Here is a 21,189-nt window from a genome sequence, read left to right on the forward strand (position 1 = left end):
ATCGTCACTCCCTTATTTCCCTCACATTGAAATTGATTCTAGTACCACTCGTACGTCTTTCTATCCTTAATCCTTCACCATAAATATACTTTAATCTATTATGAACATTTGACATGCCTATTTTATTTTCTTCCATTTTACCTTCATAGACTTTTTCTATAATCTCTTTTGAAATTCCAACTCCATCATCTTCAATTACTATTGTAATGTCACCAGCCGCAATTTTTTTAATTTCAATTGTCACGCTGCCGTATCCTTTCCCCTCTAAAATACCATGTTTAATAGAATTTTCAACTATTGGTTGAATGATCAGATTTGGAATCTTGACATCTAAATCGTCTTCAATATCATAAATTACATGAAGTTTTTCTCCAAACCTTGCTTTTTCTATCTCTATATATGCTTTAACCTGCTCTAGTTCACGGTAAATATCTACGAGATTTTCTCCTGTTTCTAAATTATATCTCAAGTAAGTGGATAAATTTATAATTAACTCTCTTGCACGGTTAGGATCAAGTCTAATAAATGAAATTATAGTATTTAGTGCATTAAATAAAAAATGAGGGTTTATTTGAGCTTGTAACGCCTTTATTTCAGCCTTATTTGCCATATTCTTTAGCTCTCCTAATTTACTAATTTCTAATTGAGTAGAAATTAGTTGGGATAATCCTACGGCTAAGTTTATATTTCTAAAGGAAATTGCATCCTCGCTGCAATAATATATTTTTAATGTTCCTATCATTTCGTCTCCTTCCTTCAAAGGAGCAATGATTGCGGATTTCAAATTGCACTTAACATTAGGACAATCTATCTGTTTTGCATTAGTTAAAGAAAGTAAGTTTCCCTCTCTAATAACTTTTTTTGTAGCTTCTGTTACAATCCGTTTTCCTCTTATATGATGATCAGCTCCTACACCTACATGAGCTAATATATACTCCTTATTTGTTATAGATACTGCATCTGAATGAATTGAATCTTTTATTATTCCACATATCTCTTCAAATGAATTTTCTTGCATTTTTCTAAAATATGGCAATGTTTTATTAGCTATTTCCAAAGCTATTTGTGCTTGTTTTGCTGCGATTTCTTCCTTTTCCTTATGTATTTTTTGAATTATTAATATTAAGATTGCGATTCCTATGGCATTTGTAAAGCTCATAGGTAAATATATACTTTCCACAATTGTTAAGGCCCTACTAAAAGGATGTGCCATCACAAGTATTAAAATCATTTCTAACGTTTCAATTAGAATCCCACCAATTAGCCCATACAACCACTTGTTATTTTCATTTGATTTTTTATATATTATACTTGCAACTATTCCTGAAATTATAGTTACGATTGTACAAGGTATTGATGTAATCCCTCCTACATCTACTAGTAGCCTGTGGATTCCAGCTATAACCCCTGCAAGTATTCCTACAAAAGGACCACATAATATTCCCCCTGCCATTACTCCAATAATTCTAGTATTAGCAATCGCTCCATTAAACTCTGTTCCCGTGTAGGTCCCTAAAATTCCAAATGTTCCAAAAATTATTGAGAGCATAATTAGATCTTTTTTTTTGAACTCATCTTTTTGAACGATCCTCTTAAAGCTCCCTATCCTAGAAACAAAAAAAGCAATAAGAATCACATACCCTAAATTATTAGTAAGATTTCTTAACAATTCGATCATACATATTAACTCCATTTCACCCAATATATCTAAAAATAACTAGCTTAGTCTATTTTTCACACATGATTAAAGAAGGCTTTATAAATAGTATATACAACATTCTATAATATATAAAGATATATTATCTATGCTATAATTACTATAAGGTTATTTTTAATTAATACGAAATGTTGGAATACTTTAAATAGCCTTTATACATTATTCTATTAATTGTAAATATACACCTAGGTGATAACTACAGGAGGGTCTCTAATGCGAATGATTTTTTTTGATACAGAAACTACTGGCATAAGGCCAGGTAATATATGTCAACTAAGTTACATCCTTGTTGATACTAATTATAAACCAACAAAAACAATAGGTAAAAATATCTTCTTTACAGTAGATTATATAGAGCCATCTGCGCAAGATGTGCATGGTTTCAGTGTAGAGGCTTTATTTAAACTAAGCAATGGCAAAACTTTTGAAGATTCTCACGAAGATTTTATTGATGACTTTTTAACCGCAGACATTCTTATAGGACACAATGTTAATTTTGATATAAAATTTTTAACTCATGAACTTGAAAGTTGTGGGCATAAGCTAAATCTTAGCCATACTTTTTGTACAATGAAATATTATAAAGATATATGCAAACTTCTTACTTCAAGAGGTGGATATAAAAACCCAAAATTATCAGAAACTATTACATTTCTTAAGTTAAATGAGACTCATATAAATTTAAAAAGCAATGAATATTTTGGAGATACTTCAAATTTTCACGATGCTAGATTTGATACTACTGCAACCTATTTGCTAGTTACAGAAGGTATTAAGAAAGGCTTTATCCCTAAACATTATTTTTCAAAGCTTGTTAAATAATTTATAATGAAAAGATAGAATAATCGTACATTATTCTATCTTTTCAAAGAGTTTTTCAAATCCACTCCACATCTCCATATTGACTTTTTTAAGATTTACAACTCTAAATTTTTCATTAACAAAAGCATGAGTTGTACTGCCTTTAGCTAAGATTTTCCCGTCATTTTCTCTAATAACATTATAATTGAATATTACCTTAGCCCCATTTAGCTCTTTCATGAATGTTTGAATTATAATTATATCTTCATATTTTGCACCTTCTATGTACCTACAAGAGCTCTCTACCACTGGTAACATAATATTATTTTCTTCCACCTGTTTATAGGTCATGCCTATTTCTGTTATATACTCCGTTCTACCTACTTCAAACCAAGCGTAATAATTTGAATGATGCACAATCGCCATTTGATCCGTCTCTACATACCTTACTTTTAATTTCGTTTCATTGATATACATTTTCATTTCTCCAGTCTTCATTTGTATTAAACTCTAAACATTATTAGAATTCATATATTATACCATCGCAAAATATCCTTTTAATAACCTTATTATATACATATATTTGAATTGTATCACCCTTTTTCAAGTATAACTCTACAGGCAAATTAAGATCACATACAAAATTTCCTGATTTTATTTTTAGTTTTGTCCTGTGAATATGGTTTCTTCCCGCCAAATCTGCAATGTCTGCCCCTAATAGCAACCCCTGTCCTGAGGTCATGCTATCAATTTGTATTCTTGGATAATCAATAATCTTTGCAACCATAGGAATATCATTTCCTATTTTTTCATTACTAACATATACTGTATCCTCATTCATAATTATTGAATCATTTTCAATTATAACATTATTAATATCCACCAAGAAATATGCATTGATTTCTTCATTTGGGATGCTTTTATAATGAAATTTTTCTTCACAACGTAATATTCTAAGATATACCAATTTCAACAATTCTTCATAGGTATTATCTTTAAATTTTCCAAATTCTTTTCTCATTACATTATCTATGCTTTTGCTTAATCTTGGTTCATTAATTTTCCCTAAAATGTTTTTACAGCCCAAAAAGCTAGCTAACTCCAATTTTATTTTGCTTTTATTAAAATCCTTCTCTTCCAACTTAATATCTGTGTTAGCAACCATAAATACACTTGTATATTGTGGATATGCAGCTTGAATAAATCCTAAATATTTCCTATTTCTATCGTATACATTAAAAGGCATATTACGTCACTTCCTCCTAAATTATTTTTAAATCATATAAAAAATATTCCATATTAATATTACACCTCTATTTAAAATTGTTAAATACAAATTTCACAAAATATTATTTTACTTAATTACTTAAAAAGGTAAAAATATCTCTACTATTTATAGTAACTTCCTCATGCAAATATTTTTATGATTATTAGGTTATATTATTATATAACCCTAATATAAAAGGAGGTAATACTTATGGACAATAATAAAAGTCACATGAAAACTGATAAAAAAACTAACGCCGAACTGAGAAAAATGTTCCCCCAAAGCGGTGGTGATATAGGAATTGAAAATGGCGTGAAAATTGATGCAAATAATGACAAATTGACTAAACGCTCTAAATTATCTCATAACAAATAATATTTTTATCGCTAGAAAAACTCCAGAATGTTTCTGGAGTTTTTTAGTTTGTAGTTTCCACTTCACTACCTTATGCACTTTTACAATTTCATATAAAATAAAAAAAGCCCTATAAAACCAAAGTTTTATAGGGCTTTGCACTTATTTATACTATCTTCTAAAAGATGAATTATCATTTTGTTGTTTTCTTGCTCTTCTGCAATCAACACATCTTTGTGGTTCATTTTCAAATCCTTTTTCTTTGTAGAAAGCTTGTTCGCCCTCAGTGAATACGAATTCTTTCCCACAATCTTTACAAATTAAGTTTTTGTCTTCCATTTTAAATATTCCTCCTTTTATTTGGAAATTAAAATCTAAATTTGATTAACAATAATTTCCTTAAAAGAGGATATGCTGTTTATCATATTAGATTCTCTAGATAGCAATTATTAATTACTATTATATACTTATATTAACATATTATGAATGCATGTACAATATTTTTTTACTTTTTTATACAATCATTTTTTTATATCATTATAAAATCATACCATAGTGAAATAATATTTATCTCTATCCTTTAAATCATCTCCTGGGTAGCTGCACAGCTTTGAAGAACTCCAGAAGGATATTTATAATCCCACTGAAGTTTTATTTTTGCTAGGGTAGTTACCTCCCGCTTATAGAAGTAGTAGACTTTCCTTCTGAAATGTGGTTAAAATGCAAAATTACCACTCTTAAATATAGGTATTTCTTTTCCATCTGCTGTAATACCTATTATTTGCAAATCTCCTGTGCCAACCATAAAATCTTCATGCACAAAGGAATCATTGACCCCTAGTTTTGCAAGTTCCTCACTACTTAAATTTTCACCATTTTTTATGCATACTGGATATGCTTTCCCAATAGCCAAATGGCAAGATGCATTTTCGTCAAAAAGTGTATTATAAAATAGTATATTTGAATTTGATATTGGAGAATCATATGGTACTAAAGCCACTTCACCAAGATAATAAGATCCTTCATCGGTTTCAATAATGCTCTTTAAAATATCATAACCATTTTTTGCTTTGAAATCTACAATTCTTCCCTGCTTAAAAGTAAGTGAAAATTCTTCAATTAGATTTCCATTATAGTTTAAAGGTTTTGAGCTTACTACTATTCCATTAACTCCAGTTTTTTTAGGAAGTGTAAATACCTCTTCAGTAGGCATATTAGCTATAAACTCTATGCCCTCTGGGGTATAATCTGATCCTCCAAGCCATAAATGATTTTCTGGAAGCTCAATTTTAAGATCAGTACCCAATGAATTTTTATATTGCAAATATTTAAAGTTATTCAAATTTAAAAAGTCCATACTTTTTTTTAGATTGCTTTTGTGAGTTTCCCATGAAGCAACAGGATCCTCTGTATCAACCCTTACTGTTTTAAATATAGAGTTCCAAAGTTTTTCCATTGCCTTATCCTCTGATAATTCTGGAAAAACTTTTTTTGCCCAGGATAAAGTTGGAATTGATGCAACACACCATACATTTTTATTACTCATAAGCCTATCTCTGTATTCTTTTATTGCAGTACTAGCTGCTTTATGTGCTTTTGACAATCTCTGCGGATTAACATCCTTCATAAGTTCAGGATCAGAGGCTGAAATACTTAAGAAAGCTGCGCCCATTCGTGCATTAGATAAGTAAAAATCTCTCTGCCATTCCGGATATTCTTCAAAAACCTCTTCTGGCGCATGCATGAATTTAATTTTTGAGGATAATTCATCCCTCCAATTTATAATTACTTCCCTAGCACCCTCTATATAAGCACTTCGAGAAACAATTCTAGTAAAAGACGCGCACTCTATAGGCGAGTTGATTACAAGTGTTTGATTCTTTTGAATATTAATTCCTGTTTTTACCAATAAAAGAGCATATTTTTCTAATAATTCATTATTCATAATTTATTTTTAGCGAGTAAGTGTACAACAAGTACTCAAATTCACTAAATACTCACTTCCTTCCAATATCTCGTGTAGCCTTCTGCACGGATTGATTTTGCTTACTTTATTTATAATTTATTATTAGTACATCCAAGAAAATTATACCATAAAAAACAGCGTATGAAATCTAATGTTTAGTTTCATCTATCTGCTTTTCTATTTACTTCAATGATAATAATCTTTATAACCGCTATACTAGTAATATTATTATATAAAGATAATTATGAGAACTAAATCAAAACAATTATCTCAAAATAATCATATCTGACTTTTACTTAAATATAATTTATTTAAAAACATTAATTTTTATGATTTTGGTTATACTACATTTAAACCGATAATTATTTTACTAATAAGGAGGATTTTTCATGAAATCAAAAATTGTACTATTAACATCCGCTCTATTAACTGTGTTGTTTGTAGGATGTGCTAAGCAACCTGCACCCCCAAAACAAACAACACCGCCAGAAACAACCCCAAATGTAGTAACTACAGCTTCAATAGTAAATACTACAGCTACTTTTGAAAAGGCTATAAGTAGCAAGGGGACATGGATTATTGCAATAACAAAGGATTTAGCTATTGATAAAGATCTTGTAGTTGATGGTGAGTATAAAAACGGTAAAAAAGATGATAGTGGCAAAGATATTATACAACGTAAGATAGCTCTATATAGCCAAGATGAGAATAAAAACATAACTGCTAGATTCACTTTAACTGTTCCAAAATTAACTATCAATAGTGTTAACGGCAGTATAGAACATGGGACTTTCAAAGGTGATCTTTATGTTTCTGCAAATAACTTTCAGTTAAAAGATGCTACCGTTGACGGAAATATATATTTTACTACTGATGAATCTAAATCTACATTCAAAATGGATGCCAAAAGTAAATTGACAGGAAAAACGGAATTAAAAAAATAGTATAGTATCACAAATATTAAACCATTAAAAAATCGCATTTTTTAATGGTTTAATTTTATTTTGAAATTTTGTAATCATGTAGTTCTCTTTAACTACTTACAATTACTTATATATAAAACAATAAAGATTCTTTAGAAGTATGTTTTAAATTAGAAAAGGTAGTAACATAAAATGTTATTTTACATAATAATATATTGTGTATAACTTTTATAAGGAGATTTTTATGAAAAATTATTCAATGGACTGTAAAAACATGAAAGAAATGAATCCTACGATGCCTATGAATCAAATGGATCCCATGATGCATATGATGCCTATGAATCAAATGGATCCTATGATGCCTACGATGCCTATGAATCAAATGAATCCTATGATGTCTACGATGCCTATGAATCAAATGAATCCTATGATGTCAATGATGCCTATGAATCAGACACCAATGGATCCTATGATGCAGAACTGTATGATGCATATGATGCATATGATGTGTATGATGTGTATGATGCATATGCACCATATTATGCCTATGCCGGACAAAGACAATGTAAAAAAATAATTTTCTACTTAGATTCGAGCAAAATCATATGATTAGGCTAAGTCACATAAATAATCTAAGTGACTTAGTTTTTTGTTCTTCCATGCTTATTTTGCCATAATTTCCTTTCCAAATTCTTATGAAACGCGCCCCTTATTCTCGCTGTATATCATATACTTTAAAGACATATCACATGGTTCCATTTCTAATCACTTTACTTTCTATATTAAGCTTTATTGGCTCTTTAATTCTACTGTTTATTCTACTATGCTATACTCATACTAACTAAGTATAATAAGGAGTGTATAAAATGAATGAACAACAAAAGATGCTAAATGGTGAAATATATAATGCCTATGATAAAGATTTAGTACTCTTAAGAAATAAAGCTAGGCATCTTACAAAACTATATAATAATACAGATCCCGAGGAAACAATCGAGCGAATAAATATTATTAAAAAACTACTTGGAGAAATAGGCGGGAATTTTGAAATAGAACCTCCCTTTCATTGTGATTATGGCACTAATATTGAAATTGGAGAAAATTTCTATGCGAATTTTAATTTTTTGGTTTTAGATGATGGACTTGTAAAAATTGGACATGATGTATTGTGTGCTCCTAATGTAAGCATATTTACTGCAACTCATTTAATTGATCCCAAATTAAGGCCCAAAAATGCTGATTATACAAAAGCTGTAACTATAGGGAATAATGTATGGATTGGTGGTGGCTCTATAATAAATCCCGGTGTAACTATTGGGGATAATAGCGTAATAGGTTCTGGTAGCGTGGTTATAAAAAATATTCCGGCTAATGTTATCGCTGTTGGAAATCCTTGTAGAATAATAAAAAATATTGATTAATTAATAAAAGTACCTAATATAGTACTAACAACTGTTGTATCAACATTTCATCTTTAAATTGAAATCCGATAATGAAATAAATTACAAGTAATATTAAAAATGCTCGATATTCAAAAAACTACTGAAATATATATTTCAGTAGTTCACTATCTGGCTTTTGCCAATTTTTTTATTCACATTCTTTTGTAACCTAAGTTCAACTTCTTCTTATCTAAACTGTAATTGCATATTATAATATTTTACACCCAATTGTGCAAATACTTCCACTTATAGTAGTTACTCCCACTTATAGAAGTGTGAGACTTTCCTTCTGAAATGTCGTTAAAAGTTTTTAGAAACGTAATTTATCATTAACATCCCCTATTTTAAAATTGCTAATACACCACCCTATGATAATTTATTATCCCGATTGGATAATCCCTCAGAATAATTGTTAGATTACTTTACTAAAAAAGCAAACTCACCCTCCACATTATCCTTTAATAAATTTGCGTTGATTTCTACTTGAACTCCTATTTTTCCGGCACTTACAATTATGGTATCTATTTCGAGAGCACTTTTATCAATAAATGTTTTATACTGTTTCTTCATACCTATAGGGGAACACCCCCCTCTAACATATCCTGTAACCTTTTGAAGATCCTTTAAATCTAACATTTCTATTCTCTTCTCGTTAGTTACTTTAGCTACTTTCTTAAAGTCCATTTCTTCTCTAACTGGAATTAATATAATATAAATATTTTTAGAAATTCCATGTGTCACTAAAGTTTTATAGACATACTTTTCATCTCTACCTATCTTATTTGCCACAGACACTCCATCTATTTTATCATCTTTGATATCATAAGTTATAACATTGTATTCTACATTCCCTTTATCTAAAATTCGCATAGCATTTGTTTTTATCATCATCTTCCCCTTTATTTAAATGGATTTACAATAAAAAGTTAGTTTCAAAGCTTCCCTTATTATATCCTCTTTTCTTACCTTATGCACTATTTACCTAATCACAATAGTATTTATTGGTCTATTTTACAATTATTAACTATAAATAACCCCTTTGCTATTGAAATTTTTACCAGTTGCTATATAATGATATTAACAAAGTAAATTAACTTAGATCGTCTACATTAAAGGGGGAAAAAACATGTCGGAAAAAGTAAAAAGTACTAAACATTTAACATTAGTATCATTAGTTTTAATGATTTTTACTTCGGTTTATGGATTTAACAACATTCCCAGATCATTCTATAAGATGGGTTATGCTGCCATTCCTTGGTACATACTGTCTGGAATAACATTTTTTATTCCTTTTGCTTTCATGCTATCTGAGTTTGGTGCAGCTTTCAAGGATGAAAAAGGTGGAATCTACTCATGGATGGAAAAATCAGTGGGGGCTAAATTTGCTTTTATGGCAACGTTCATGTGGTACGCATCTTATGTAATTTGGATGGTTAACGTTGCATCGGGAATTTGGGTTCCAATATCGAATGCAATATTTGGTAAAGATATAACACAGACTTGTTCCTTATTTGGATTAACCGGGCCTAAAACTTTAGGAATACTTGGAATGCTTTGGATAATATTTGTTACATTTATATCAACTAAGGGATTAGATAAAATTAAAAAGGTAACTTCACTAGGTGGCACTGCAGTTGCATTGTTAAATGTAGTATTATTAGTCGGATCTCTACTAGTCCTTATAGGAAATCATGGCCAGTTAGCTCAGCCAATAACTGGACTTAGTTCATTCATATCCTCGCCAGATCCTGCTTATTCTGGAAATATGATTTCATCATTTGCTTTCGTAGTATTTGCTATATTTGCTTATGGTGGTATTGAAGTTGTTGGAGGACTAGTTGACGAAACAGAAAATGCTGAAAAAAACTTCCCTAAGGGTGTTGTTATTTCAGCAATTGTTATCTCAGTTGGATACGCACTTGGACTATTCCTTGTTGGTATATTTACTAACTGGTCAACTGTTATGACTGGAAATGGCGTTCACTTAGGTAATGTTGGTTATGTAGTAATGAGTAACCTAGGATATTCTCTTGGTAGCGCATTCGGTGCAAGCGAAGCAACATGTTTAGCTTTGGCGCATGGAGTAGCTAGATTCGTTGGGCTTTCAATGTTCTTAGCTTTAGCCGGTGCATTCTTTACATTAATGTTTTCTCCATTAAAACAATTAATTGAAGGTACTCCAGCTAAATTATGGCCTGGGAAAATGGCAGAAATGAAAAATGGAATGCCTCAAAGGGCTATGTGGATTCAAGCTACAATAGTTTGTGTTATTATTGCTCTTGTATCCTTTGGTGGAGAGAATATGTCAGGTTTCTTCGTTGTATTAGTAGCTATGACTAATGTAGCTATGACTCTTCCATACATGTTTATAGCTTTTGCTTTTGCACCATTTAAGAAAAACAAAGATATTATTAAGCCTTTTGAAATATTCAAAACTGAAAGAAGTGCACTAATATGGACAATAGTTGTTATGTTCACTGTTGGATTTGCAAACTTCTTCTCAATAATACAACCAGCACTGGAAGGAAAATTGAGCATAACACTTTGGAGTATAGGTGGCCCGATATTTTTTGCGGCTGTTGCCTGGTTTATGTATAGCCACTATGAAAAGAAATATTTAAATAAAAATATACCCTTTACAAATAAAAATTTTAAATAAGTCTATGCTGAATCAAAAAGATGATTTCTGTGTTGTGCACAGAAATCATTTTTTTGCTTTTCACATTATATTATATAATTTCCTCAATAAATAATTTTATTATTATTCCATTTACCTGATTTCATGTAGATTATACACATTACAAGTGATGCGAATGTTGCAAGAGGAGAAGCAAATCCAATTTCATATAGAGTCATACCTACTATTTTACTTAAAACAAAAGATAACGGTATACGAATGATAAATGTAGCAATTAAACTGTGAATCATTGGAAATAACGAATTACCACAACCACTAAAAAACGAGTTCATACAAAATACAAAGCATACCAAAATGCAATCGATGCTGTATGATTTAATATATAATGCAGCTGTTTCTATGACCGCTGTATCCCTAGAAAACAATGCTGTAAGCGATGTTGGATTCCATTGTGCATATGCATAACATATTATTCCTAATATTAATGAGCATCCCGTGCCTATATACAAACATTGTTTTGCTCTTTCCTTCTTTCCTGCCCCCATATTCTGAGCTGTCATCGCTGCAATTGCTGAAGCAAATGCAATCGTTGGAAGCATTGTAAATACAATTATTTTTTCGACAACACCTACAGATGCAGAAGCAGTAAGTCCCATTACATTAATAACTGCTGTAATTATTATAAAAGAAATATTAATTAAACCATCCTGTAATGCTATTGGTAATCCTAGCTTAAATACCTTCTTTGCTTTTCCTGCTTCAATCCTAATATGACTACGATGAAACTCAAAGTTAAAACCTATCTTTTTTATATACAGCACCCCAATTATGAAGCTTATAGCTTGAGCAGCTATAGTAGCAATTGCAGCTCCTGGCGCCCCCATATGGAACCCACCCACTAATATTAAATCTACCATAATATTAGTTACGCAAGCTACCGCAATAAAGAATAATGGTGCTTTTGAATTGCCTAGCCCTCGCAGAATACCACTCAACGCATTGTACCCTATAATAAATGGAATACCACAAGAACAGATAAAAATATATTCTTTTGTGTATTTAAATGCCTCTGTTGGCGTATTCATTAAATTTGTAATAGTACCTGTCATTACCACCATAATTACAGTCAACACAGCTGCTATTATACCAAATGTACAAATGATAGTTCCAACTGACTCTGCAATATCTTTATATTTTTTTGCACCCAAATAGTTGCCAATTAAAATAGTACCTCCAGTTGTTAATCCAAGGATAACGCTTGTGATTGTCTGCATAATCTGGCTTCCTGTTGCCACAGCAGAAACTTGCGCCGAATTATCAAACTGTCCAACAACCAACAAATCAGCTGCACCATAGAGTGCTTGCAACAAGCTTGCTAATAGAAACGGAAATGCAAATTTTAAAAGCGTTGGGATAACCTTACCCTCTGTTAAAGTATTCTCTTGTTTCATAATAACCTTTCCTTCTGTTAAAATGTTCTGTTGTGTCATAATATGTGCCTCCTAAAATAAAAAAATGCTGGATAAGGCAGTTGGCTTTATCCAACCATCTTATCCAGCATATAATTATCTATATACCCTCCGATGAACAGTAGCAATCGTAACACATATGTTCAATATTGTCAAAAATAAAACAAAGACATTTTTACCTATTGACAATTGCTTTTACGAGTAATATACTAAGCAATAACAACTGAATACAACTTATCCAGAGCGGCAGAGGGACTGGCCCGATGATGCCCGACAACCAGCATTCTTAAGTGGAGTGCAATGGTGTCAATTCCATCAGATTATAAAATCTGAAAGATAAGGACGATAGCAAATTTTATAATACAATTTTATTGTTTATTAAAGTTAATCACGCTGCTTTCCTTATAGGAAAGCAGCTTTTTTTTATAAGATGCCTAATTACAAGGAGGATGCAAATGCCAATAAAAATACCTGACAATCTTCCAGCGTTTAAAACTTTAAATAAAGAGAACATTTTTACTATTACAGAAGACTGCGCATTTCACCAAGATATTCGGCCTTTAAAAATTGTGATTTTAAACCTTATGCCAACAAAAATCGATACTGAAACACAAATTTTAAGACTTCTTGGGAACTCTCCACTACAGATTGATATAGTTCTTCTTCACCCTGCAAGCCATGCATGTAAAAATATATCGCAGGAACATTTAATTAAATTTTATAACACTTTTGAAGAAATAAAGAATTCTAGATTTGATGGAATGATAATAACTGGAGCGCCAATTGAAAGTATTCCCTTTGAAGAAGTGGATTACTGGGAGGAGCTTAAAAAAATTATGGAATGGAGTGTTCACAATGTATACTCTACCTTGCATATTTGTTGGGGTGCTCAAGCAGGGCTTCATTATCATTACGGAGTGCAAAAACATAAACTTGATAGTAAAGTATTTGGAGTGTTTAAACATAAAATAACAAAGCAAAACGTTAAACTTTTGAGTGGATTTGACGATGAATTTTATGTTCCACATTCAAGACATACTGAAATAAGAAAAGTTGATATTGATAAGATAGATGAGCTTGAAATTTTATCAGAATCTGAGGAATCAGGCATTTACATTGTATCAGCAAAAAAGGGAAGACAAATTTTTATAACCGGGCATTCAGAGTATGATCCATTAACATTAAAAAATGAATATGACAGGGATATAGCAAACGGCTTAAATATAAATGTCCCCAAAAATTATTATCCAAAAGACGATCCATTAAAAATACCTATCGTAAAATGGAGAGGTCACTCAAGTTTGCTTTTTTTAAACTGGTTAAATTATTATGTTTATCAGGAGACACCTTACAATTTGGTGTACCTAGAATAATACATATAAAAGTTGGGCCCCTAGTAACTTAGGGACCCAACTCTAAATATTGAACTTTATTAAAATTTAATCTGTATTAGAAATACGTTTCTTAAATTCTTCCATGTCATGGAATGAACTTATATATACCCTATGTAAGGAAAGTATACCATCCTCTTTGGAAGACCATCTGCCGTCAGTACTAAAAGCCATTGTATACCCTGCTTCTCGTACAGCCTCAATTGAAGTTTTGCTGTATCCACCATAAGGGTAGGAAAAGAATTTTATTTGTTTATTTAATATTTTTTCCAAATCTTTTTTAGATTTAACTAAAGTTTCTAGTTGCTTATCCTTAGGCATCTCTTTTAAATTTTCATGCTTTACGGTATGACTCCCTATTTCCACTCCATATTTTTCCATTTCCACAAGCTGTTTCGAAGTCATATAGTTAGGACTTTTATCAATACTACCAGTAATAACAAAAATTGTTGCTTTAAAATTATACTTTTTCAAAACAGGGAACATATCCGTATAATTATCTTCATAACCATCATCAAAAGTAAGAACTATGGATTTTTCAGGTATTGGTATATCCTTAATAAGATATTCATATAAATTTGTAAGTGTAATAGTATAATAACCATTATCTTTTAAATATTTTAGTTGCTCCTCAAATCTTTTAACAGGAAGACGAATAGGATTATCTTTTTCGTAGTCAATTGAATGGTACATTAAAACTGGAACACTCTTTCCTGAAGCCTTCATAACAGCAGTCTTGTCAAAAGCGGGTATCGAAGAGGTTTGAGCGGGTTCAGCCGGTTTAATGGGTTCAACTGCAGTTGCTGGTTTAACTGGGGCAGTTTTTTTTATTGTAGCAGTCTTCGATCTTGAACACCCCGAAAGAGACATTAAAATAACGAGTGTAAATATTAAAATTATTTTTTTTCTCATAATAACCTCCTTGTATGTATTTTTTCGGAAACACATATTATTTTTTAATCTTCATCATCTAATACAAAACCCCTTAATAATAAATTCCCTGAGTATTTTGTAACCCTAATGCTAAATTGATCACCTTACATTTATTAACTTTATACCATCCAGATTATAAAATCAATCTTTTCCGGTATTTTCTTTATTTTATTATTTTCTTTTAATTCATAAATATCTAAAACAGGTTGTAAAATATAATATACTTCTATATAATTAAATTATAATAATAATATATGTGCTAGGGGTGCCTAATGGCTGAGATATGAATATTTAATTCATTGACCCTTATACCTGATCTGGATAATACCAGCGGAGGAAAGCGGTTATGATGTATAAGTACATTAACTATATTCCTTTTTTGAATATAGTTTTTTTGTTTTTGCCATAATACTTCTGTAGCACAATACATGGAGGCTATAAAAATGACTTTTACCGAAAGAATCGCTGAAATTACAAAAACCCCCATTGCTCTTTTTGCACTATTAGGAGTTTTGTTATTAATCTATGCAGTTTTGAAAGTTAGGAAAATTAAATTTACTACGCAGATGATAACTTTAGTTGGTATATCTCTTGCATTATCTACTGTATTGCAGTTTATTACAATTATAAAATTACCACAAGGTGGTAGCATTACTGCTGGGAGCATGGTTCCAATCATACTTATATCCTTATTTTATGGTCCTGAAGTTGGGTTTTTAACAGGTTTTTTATTTGGAATTATTAATTTTTTAGTAGCACCCTTCGCACTCCATCCAGTGCAAGTACTATTTGATTATCCGCTTCCTTTTATGGCCATTGGAATAGTTGGTTACTTTAGATCACGTAATACTAAGGTCATACTTATTGGCGTAGTCGTAGCAATGCTAGCTAGATTTACATGCCATTTTATTTCTGGAGTAGTGTTCTTCGAAAGCTATGCTCCAAAAGGAACCTCTGTTTATTTATACTCCCTTTTATATAACGGTTCATACCTAAGTGTGGAAACCATTATTACCTGTGTAATTATTGGGCTTCTACCTTTAAAACGATTATCAAAGTTAGCTATAACCAAAGCTCTAAATTAACTCGAAATATATCTACTACCTACTTCACGTTTTTCTTCAACCAAAAGTTATACTAATACATTATTCTGTTCATCATGAAGTTTACTGTATTATATTTAATGCTACGTAATATTAATATTACGTAGCATTAAATATAATAACTTTGAAATTACTATCAATCATCTCTTAACTCTAGCCCACTAAAATGGGCAATTCTGTTAGATTATGTTTTAATCATTCTTTTAGATGAAAGAATACCCATAATACATAAACCAATTATAAAATAAAAAATATAATTATAATTCGCAAGGATATCCATTAGAAGTCCAGAAGCCAACACCCCGATAATGGCTCCTATACCATATGCCGTAAACACAACACCATAATTCTCACTATAATGTTTCGTTCCATACATATCAAGAGTTGAAGTAGGCGCTATAGCTAACCATCCTCCAAGATTAAACCAAAATATCGAAAACGCTATACTAAATAATACTAAACTGCCTTCATTTGCCACTAGCATTAATAATGCTGCGATAATAATTAGTGCGTAAGAAATTAGCATGGCGGTTTTAGACGAGTACTTATCCGTAATCAAGCCAAATATAGGTCTACCTATTCCATTAAAAACTGCAAATACGATCATTAATAAAGCTACTGTTTTTGGGGATAGCTTAATGAGTTCTACACCAACGTTACTTGTCATTCCAATTAACATTAGTCCAATCATTGATCCAATCATAAAATTTACATATAACCCTTTAAAGTTTTTTGATTTAATCATTTTAGCAGTATTCGTACCATTCATATGAATTTTTGTGCTTGCAGTTGTTTCAAGACTTTTACTTTCCACATCAGACGGATATCTAAATGGATACGAAAGCAAAGGTATTATTACCCCAAAAGATACACCTAATATTAGGAAAGCTTTTGTTATTCCATAACTTTCTATTAAATTTCTTGCAAGTGGAGCTGTTATAAGTGGTGACAACCCAAATCCTATTAATACAATGCCTACTACTAAGCCTTTTTTTTCTGGAAACCATTTTGCTACTACCGTCATCGGAGCTCCATATGCTATGCCTACGCCAGCGCCAATTATTACCCCATATGTTATAGTTAAAATATATATATTTGGTGCATATGCAGATAATATCCATCCTAATGCTACAAGAAGTGCACCCATAGAAACAACCATTCTTGGACTGTATTTCTCTAAATATTTTCCAGTTATAAACATAAAAAATGAATAAGCTGCTAAAGAAACCATGTAAGGAAAGCCACTTTGAGTAGATCCTATATTAAAAGCCTTTTCAATTGGAATCCTAAAAACACTCCATGAGTATACAGTGCCTAAGCACATCATAATTATAATTCCCAAAATCACATATATCCACCTTTGCTTAAATTTCATATTATCATCCCCTTCGTTTTTTATAATACTCCTTTAAAATTAAAATCAATAAAAAAGCCAATAACAAAAACTCCTCACTCAGAGTTATTGTTATTGGCTTACCCCTTGACTGGTCATTGACCCTTCAGTGCGTCTTCCATGATTATTTTATTAATCGTTCTTCAATATCTTGGTCTACAATTATAGCTATAATTTTTTCACCTGTTTTGGTACTCACATCAGAATAAGTACTTACTATATTAACATCAATTATAGATTTTATAGTTTCTTCCAAATTTTCTCTTGCATTCTCAAACAAAGCAATATTCAGTCTTTTAATTAAATCGACGCCTTCCTTGCTTTGAGCCAAGCTTTTTTCTGATTTACTTAAAAATCCTTTAAGTCTTACTATTATTAAATCTTGAAATATGATTGTCCGAATTTTTTCTGGGCCTCTACCCATGTGTTCAATCTCAAATTTACTAATTGCTTCGCTTAATTTCGCTTCAATTTGTCCTTTTGTCATTGAGCTCCTCCATAAATCATCATAAATAGAATCAGAGTCTTGATATAATAAATAATTTTAGCATATCAATTGATAATTGTAAATAATAATATTTAAGGTTGTAGTTTGTTACTTTATTATCCTTTGCTAAGATTCAAATTTCCTAATCAAATTTATTTCCGCTCTAACAGGCGGTTTAGAATCACTTTTGCCTCGCACGTTCACTTTATCTTCGCAAATATTCAGTTCTCTTGCTATAATAGCCTTAACTCTAGGTTTACAAAAATTCCCTTGGCAAGTTCCCATTCCTGCTCTTGTACGTCTTTTAATCGCATCTATAGAGTTAATTGGTATATTTCTATGAAGCGCATCTATAATCTCTGCCTCTGTAACCTGCTCACATCTGCATATAATATTTTTTGATTTATCTTCATGATTAACTTCTCCATCAAAACTATTATCTTTTTTTACTATTATTCCTTTTCTATAAGGATTAAAATTATTATTCTTCACAAGATTCATTCCTGAATTCTTAAGTATTTCTACCACCATCTCAGCAATTGCTGGCGATGATGTAAGCCCCGGAGAATCTATCCCAGCCACATTAATAAATCTTTTAACTCTGCTTTCCTCAATGATAAAATCCCCCGTACTGCTACTAGCTCTTATCCCTGAAAAAGTAGTTAATGCGCCTCTCACATTAAAATCAGGTATGGACTTTCTAGCCGCCATAATGACATCTTTTAAAGTTTCAGCGGTAGTTGACACATCATCTCCATTACTCACTTCTTCTGCATTAGGTCCTATCATAAAATTGCCATGATATGTGGTAGTTACTAATATCCCTTTCCCTTTATCTGTAGGCACTTGAAAAATAACAGTATTCACAAGGTGCCCTTGATCTTTTCCCATTAAAATATATTGGCCTCTCTTTGGTGTTATTTTAAAATCATCGATCCCTACCATGTTAGATATATTATCACTATGCAAACCCGCAGCATTTATAATATATCTTGCTTTAATATCCTCCTTGTTAGTATGTACAATAAACTTATCTTCTAATTTTTCTATAGATATTACTTCATTTTCAAGCTTAAGTTCAACGCCATTAGTTATAGCATTTTCTACTAACGCAATTGTAAATTCATAAGGAGACGCTACCCCTACGCTTTTAGCATATAGTGCTACCTTTACTTCACTATTTAAGTGTGGCTCTATTCCTTTTAGTCTCGCTCCTCTTATCACCTCTAAATCATTACAGTCTAATTTTAGACCATTTTCATAAAGCTCAGTAATTTTTTTCTCGTCACCTTCATTAAATCCAATCACTAAAGCTCCTGTTTGTCTGTATCCAAAATTTAATTCTTCCTCAAGACTTCTATACATTTTGTTTCCTTTTCCGCATAATCGTCCTTTTAATGTACCGTACTTTGCAGCATATCCACCATGAACTATTCCACTATTTGCTTTTGATGCTTTCGTTGCAACGTCATCTTCTTTTTCTAAAACGCCTATTTTTAGATTATATCTTGAAAGTTCCCTTGCTATCGCTGCACCTACTACTCCTGCTCCTATAATAATTACATCATACATAAATATCACCCCTCAACATATTATTAATATTTAAAACCTTTTAATATTTAATCTTTGTTAATATCTATTATAATATAATTATTTACATTATAATAGATATTTTCAATAAAATCGTTTTCTTATTTATTAGTTTTCGCCGTGTATGTTGTTTATAAAAATAAATGCGATGTAATTTTATAGTTGCTGAGCTATTAAATAAATTTTACTTAATGCGAGAACGTAAAAAGCATGTGTCAATTACTTTGACACACACCTTTACTGTATTTTATGATTATGGTTATGTTTAAATGTTAATTTGTAATATCAGAAACGGAAATCTCGCTTCCCTTCCTTAAGTTCTTTTAAATGCTCTATTGCAATTGTACGAACCTTTTCATTTTTTATATTAGGAATCTCATTTTCAATTACCATCTCGCCCTTTTTTTTGGTATCAAGTGAAGCATAATCCTCCAAATATTCTTTAAGTGTCATTAGTGCGTTCGGCTGACAGCAGTTTCCAATTTGACCTGATTTTACAAGGCTCATGAAACGATCACCTGTACGCCCTTCTCTATAACAGGCGGTGCAAAAGCTTGGAATATACCCAAATTCCAAAAGCCAGTTTACAATTTCATCTAATTTACGAGTGTCAGTTACTTCAAATTGCTTCGAGTTATCTTCTTCCGTTTCTGTCTGCGCATATCCGCCAACGCTGGTGCATGAGCCTCCGCTTACCTGAGATATACCCAGTTCCAACACACGCTCACGTGTTATTTTCGATTCACGGGTTGATACAATCATGCCAGTGTATGGAACAGCGATACGAATAATAGCCACAATTTTTTCGAACATCTCATCCGAGATTGAATTTGAGAACGTATTTGGGTCAATATCATCAGCAGGGCATATTCGAGGAACACTAATTGTATGTGGACCCACACCCATGGCTGCCTCTAAATGCTCTGCATGCATGAGTAGTCCAACAAAGTCATAACGGTACATATTTAAACCGAATAAAACTCCGATCCCCACATCATCAATACCAGCCTCCATGGCACGATCCATAGCCTGCGTATGATATTCATAGTTGTGCTTTGGTCCTGTTGGGTGCAACTCCTCATAATTTTTTTTGTTATACGTTTCCTGGAAAAGTATGTAGGTACCGATACCCGCATCCTTAAGTTTCTTATATTCTTCCACTGTAGTTGCAGCAATATTGACATTGACACGGCGGATATCTCCATTTTTATGCTTAATACTATAAATGGTCTTTATACTTTCAAGGATATATTCAATTGGATTGTTCACAGGGTCTTCTCCTGATTCTAAAGCCAATCGCTTGTGTCCCATATCCTGAAGTGCTTTGACCTCTTGTGCTATTTCTTCTTGCGTAAGTTTTTTACGGGATATTGTTTTATTTTTAGCGTGATATGGACAATACACACAACCATTTACGCAATAGTTCGAAAGATATAGTGGAGCAAAAATAACAATACGATTGCCATAAAACTTCTGCTTAATCTCTTTTGCCAGTTTGAACATTTTTTCTTTTTCATCTTCCAAATCACATTCGAGAAGTACTGCAGCCTCCCTGTGTGTTAGACCCTTACAGTCTTTTGCACGTTCTATCAGGCTATCAATTAGCTCACGATTTCTTTTGTTTTCTCGAGCATAAGAAATGGTAGATAGAATTTCACCGTCATCAATAAACTCAGTTGCATTTTTAGACTTATTATCATACATAGCATAAACCC

General features: G+C 31.6%; 20 protein-coding genes and 2 riboswitches. Of the genes, 8 read left to right on the plus strand and 12 right to left on the minus strand.

The window, feature by feature from the left end:
• Window positions 1-4 precede the first annotated feature (4 nt).
• A complete protein-coding gene (locus tag KTC94_RS08125) occupies window positions 5-1,678 on the minus strand; it encodes a sensor histidine kinase (RefSeq protein WP_220320266.1) in 1,674 nt (557 codons plus the stop codon).
• A 252-nt stretch (window positions 1,679-1,930) separates the two neighbouring features.
• Between KTC94_RS08125 and KTC94_RS08130 the strand changes: the two genes are divergently transcribed.
• The gene (locus KTC94_RS08130; RefSeq protein WP_220286744.1) at window positions 1,931-2,539 is read left to right on the plus strand and encodes a 3'-5' exonuclease; all 609 of its coding nucleotides are present in this window, start codon (window positions 1,931-1,933) and stop codon (window positions 2,537-2,539) included.
• Window positions 2,540-2,569: 30 nt separating this feature from the next.
• Here the strand turns inward: KTC94_RS08130 and KTC94_RS08135 are convergent, their stop codons facing one another.
• The gene (locus KTC94_RS08135) at window positions 2,570-2,995 is read right to left on the minus strand and encodes a thioesterase family protein (protein WP_165412635.1); all 426 of its coding nucleotides are present in this window, start codon (window positions 2,993-2,995) and stop codon (window positions 2,570-2,572) included.
• Window positions 2,996-3,038: 43 nt separating this feature from the next.
• The gene (locus KTC94_RS08140; RefSeq protein ID WP_216303179.1) at window positions 3,039-3,764 is read right to left on the minus strand and encodes a hypothetical protein; all 726 of its coding nucleotides are present in this window, start codon (window positions 3,762-3,764) and stop codon (window positions 3,039-3,041) included.
• A gap of 231 nt (window positions 3,765-3,995) precedes the next feature.
• Here KTC94_RS08140 and KTC94_RS08145 point away from each other — a divergent pair, with 231 nt between their 5' ends.
• Window positions 3,996-4,160 (plus strand): hypothetical protein, encoded by a 165-nt coding sequence (locus tag KTC94_RS08145; RefSeq protein WP_165412633.1) that lies wholly within the window; start codon window positions 3,996-3,998, stop codon window positions 4,158-4,160.
• Window positions 4,161-4,310: 150 nt separating this feature from the next.
• On the opposite strand, the gene KTC94_RS08150 is transcribed toward KTC94_RS08145, so the two are convergent.
• Both KTC94_RS08150 and KTC94_RS08155 read right to left on the minus strand, forming a co-directional pair.
• Window positions 4,311-4,478, minus strand: coding sequence for a zinc-ribbon domain-containing protein (locus tag KTC94_RS08150; protein ID WP_165412632.1), 168 nt, complete (start codon window positions 4,476-4,478; stop codon window positions 4,311-4,313).
• A 376-nt stretch (window positions 4,479-4,854) separates the two neighbouring features.
• The gene (locus KTC94_RS08155; protein ID WP_187351415.1) at window positions 4,855-6,084 is read right to left on the minus strand and encodes an aminopeptidase; all 1,230 of its coding nucleotides are present in this window, start codon (window positions 6,082-6,084) and stop codon (window positions 4,855-4,857) included.
• A gap of 410 nt (window positions 6,085-6,494) precedes the next feature.
• On the opposite strand from KTC94_RS08155, the gene KTC94_RS08160 reads away from it, so the two are divergent.
• The 3 genes from KTC94_RS08160 (at window position 6,495) to KTC94_RS08170 (ending at window position 8,449) form a co-directional block, all read left to right on the plus strand.
• Window positions 6,495-7,049, plus strand: a complete 555-nt coding sequence (locus KTC94_RS08160; protein ID WP_216303180.1) for a hypothetical protein — start codon at window positions 6,495-6,497, stop codon at window positions 7,047-7,049.
• 223 nt (window positions 7,050-7,272) lie between these two features.
• Complete coding sequence (locus tag KTC94_RS08165) at window positions 7,273-7,605, plus strand: hypothetical protein (RefSeq protein WP_220320267.1); 333 nt, start codon at window positions 7,273-7,275, stop codon at window positions 7,603-7,605.
• Between the two features lie 289 nt (window positions 7,606-7,894).
• Complete coding sequence (locus KTC94_RS08170) at window positions 7,895-8,449, plus strand: sugar O-acetyltransferase (RefSeq protein WP_220320268.1); 555 nt, start codon at window positions 7,895-7,897, stop codon at window positions 8,447-8,449.
• A 438-nt stretch (window positions 8,450-8,887) separates the two neighbouring features.
• Here KTC94_RS08170 and ybaK read toward each other — a convergent pair whose 3' ends face one another.
• Window positions 8,888-9,358: a Cys-tRNA(Pro) deacylase gene (gene ybaK / locus KTC94_RS08175; protein ID WP_220320269.1), complete on the minus strand. Its 471-nt coding sequence runs from the start codon at window positions 9,356-9,358 to the stop codon at window positions 8,888-8,890.
• Window positions 9,359-9,596: 238 nt separating this feature from the next.
• On the opposite strand from ybaK, the gene yjeM reads away from it, so the two are divergent.
• Entirely contained in the window at window positions 9,597-11,129 is a 1,533-nt protein-coding gene (gene yjeM / locus KTC94_RS08180) for a glutamate/gamma-aminobutyrate family transporter YjeM (protein WP_220286749.1), read from the plus strand.
• Between the two features lie 83 nt (window positions 11,130-11,212).
• On the opposite strand, the gene KTC94_RS08185 is transcribed toward yjeM, so the two are convergent.
• Entirely contained in the window at window positions 11,213-12,598 is a 1,386-nt protein-coding gene (locus KTC94_RS08185) for an MATE family efflux transporter (RefSeq protein ID WP_258280571.1), read from the minus strand.
• A gap of 210 nt (window positions 12,599-12,808) precedes the next feature.
• Window positions 12,809-12,920, plus strand: a riboswitch (SAM riboswitch).
• Between the two features lie 112 nt (window positions 12,921-13,032).
• Between KTC94_RS08185 and metA the strand changes: the two genes are divergently transcribed.
• Window positions 13,033-13,950, plus strand: coding sequence for a homoserine O-succinyltransferase (gene metA, locus KTC94_RS08190; RefSeq protein WP_220286750.1), 918 nt, complete (start codon window positions 13,033-13,035; stop codon window positions 13,948-13,950).
• 66 nt (window positions 13,951-14,016) lie between these two features.
• Here metA and KTC94_RS08195 read toward each other — a convergent pair whose 3' ends face one another.
• A complete protein-coding gene (locus tag KTC94_RS08195) occupies window positions 14,017-14,880 on the minus strand; it encodes a polysaccharide deacetylase family protein (protein ID WP_216303186.1) in 864 nt (287 codons plus the stop codon).
• 272 nt (window positions 14,881-15,152) lie between these two features.
• Window positions 15,153-15,257, plus strand: a riboswitch (TPP riboswitch).
• An 87-nt stretch (window positions 15,258-15,344) separates the two neighbouring features.
• Here KTC94_RS08195 and thiT point away from each other — a divergent pair.
• The gene (gene thiT / locus KTC94_RS08200; RefSeq protein ID WP_220320270.1) at window positions 15,345-15,986 is read left to right on the plus strand and encodes an energy-coupled thiamine transporter ThiT; all 642 of its coding nucleotides are present in this window, start codon (window positions 15,345-15,347) and stop codon (window positions 15,984-15,986) included.
• A 202-nt stretch (window positions 15,987-16,188) separates the two neighbouring features.
• Here the strand turns inward: thiT and KTC94_RS08205 are convergent, their stop codons facing one another.
• The 4 genes from KTC94_RS08205 to hydG all read right to left on the minus strand — a co-directional run bounded on the left by KTC94_RS08205 (window position 16,189) and on the right by hydG (window position 21,178).
• The gene (locus KTC94_RS08205) at window positions 16,189-17,379 is read right to left on the minus strand and encodes an OFA family MFS transporter (RefSeq protein WP_216303188.1); all 1,191 of its coding nucleotides are present in this window, start codon (window positions 17,377-17,379) and stop codon (window positions 16,189-16,191) included.
• Window positions 17,380-17,521: 142 nt separating this feature from the next.
• Window positions 17,522-17,884 (minus strand): DUF2294 domain-containing protein, encoded by a 363-nt coding sequence (locus tag KTC94_RS08210; protein ID WP_220286753.1) that lies wholly within the window; start codon window positions 17,882-17,884, stop codon window positions 17,522-17,524.
• Between the two features lie 126 nt (window positions 17,885-18,010).
• Window positions 18,011-19,456: an NAD(P)/FAD-dependent oxidoreductase gene (locus KTC94_RS08215; RefSeq protein WP_220286754.1), complete on the minus strand. Its 1,446-nt coding sequence runs from the start codon at window positions 19,454-19,456 to the stop codon at window positions 18,011-18,013.
• A 303-nt stretch (window positions 19,457-19,759) separates the two neighbouring features.
• Window positions 19,760-21,178, minus strand: a complete 1,419-nt coding sequence (hydG, locus tag KTC94_RS08220; RefSeq protein WP_220286755.1) for a [FeFe] hydrogenase H-cluster radical SAM maturase HydG — start codon at window positions 21,176-21,178, stop codon at window positions 19,760-19,762.
• Window positions 21,179-21,189 lie beyond the last annotated feature (11 nt).

The organism is Clostridium sp. CM028 (assembly GCF_030585565.1).
GTDB classification, from domain to species: Bacteria; Bacillota; Clostridia; order Clostridiales; family Clostridiaceae; genus Clostridium_AD; species Clostridium_AD estertheticum_B.